General features: G+C 70.8%; 2 protein-coding genes. Both read left to right on the top strand.

What is annotated here, in order from left to right; all coding sequences use genetic code 11:
• The coding region (locus tag LQV45_RS33160) for an ERAP1-like C-terminal domain-containing protein (RefSeq protein WP_230011951.1) at window positions 1-996 on the top strand (996 nt) is incomplete at its 5' end.
• A gap of 85 nt (window positions 997-1,081) precedes the next feature.
• A partial coding sequence (locus LQV45_RS33155; protein ID WP_374208365.1) for an OsmC family protein occupies window positions 1,082-1,310 on the top strand: 229 nt, incomplete at its 3' end.

Below are 1,310 nucleotides of genomic sequence, written 5' to 3'. Positions count from 1 at the left end.
GCCCTGGCCGGCCTGGCCCAGCCGGACCTGATCCTGCTCAATGACGACGACCTCGCCTATGCCAAGGTCCGCCTGGATCCGAAGTCCCTCGCCACCGCAACGGCGCACCTGAAGGACTTCAGCCAGAGCCTCCCCCGCACGCTCGTGTGGGGCTCGGCCTGGGATGCGGCGCGCGACGGCGAGTCCCCGGCCCGCGGGTACGTGGAGCTGATCCTCGCCAACATTGCCGAGGAATCCGATTCCTCCGTGATCCTGGTCCAGCTCCGGCAGCTGGCCACCACGCTGACCTTCTACGTGGCCGGGGAGCACCAGGAGGCGACCGCCGTCGCCGCGGCCGACAAGCTCTGGGAGCTCGCCTCGGCGGTGCCGGCCGGCTCGGACGCCCAGCTCCAGTTCGTGAAGTCCTACGCCCTGCTGGCCCGCAGCGCCGGGCAGCTGGACACGGTCTCCGGGCTGCTGGACGGCTCACTTTCCCTCGATGGGCTGAGCGTGGACCAGGACCTGCGGTGGGAGCTGCTGGCCTCCCTCGTGGCAGGCGGCCGCGCCGGGCAGGAGCGGATCGACGAGGAACTGGAGCACGACAACACCTCCAACGGCCAGAACGCGGCGGCCCTGGCCACGGCCGCCATCCCCACCCCGGAGGCCAAGGCCGCGGCCTGGGAATCGATTGTGGTCAAGGGCGATCTGTCCAACGCCCTGCAGGGCTCCGCGGTGACCGGCTTTACCCGGGTCCTGGACACGTCCCTGCTCGAGCCGTACGCCGAGAAGTACTTCGAGGCCGTCCCCGGCATCATGGCAAGCCGCACCCACGCGCTGGCCTCGCAGATCGTCGTCGGGCTCTACCCGGCCCAGCTGACCACGCAGGCCACGGTGGACCGCACGGATGAGTTCCTGGCCTCGCTGCCGGAGGGCAGTGCGGCGCTGCGCCGGATGATGCTGGAGAACCGCGACGGCGTTGCCCGCGCCCTGCGCGCCCGCCAGGCCGACGTCGGCTAACGACCAAGGCACCGGACCCCGAAGGCCTGGAACCCCGGCGCCGCCCCTGTGCGGCGCCGGGGTTCTGTCGTTCTAGGCTGGAGTCATGAGCCTTGACGAACATCACTATGCGCTGACCGTCCGCTGGACCGGGAACCGCGGGGCCGGGACGTCCTCGTACCGCGGTTACTCACGGGACCACGACGTCGAGATCCCCGGGCTGCCGGTGCTGCGCGGCTCGGCCGATCCGACCTTCCACGGGGACCGGGAGCGCTACAACCCCGAACAGCTGCTGCTGGCCGCGCTCTCGCAGTGCCACATGCTCTCCTTCCTGC

This window comes from Microbacterium sp. Bi128 (assembly GCF_918698205.1).
This window is presented reverse-complemented; position numbering and strand designations above follow the sequence as displayed.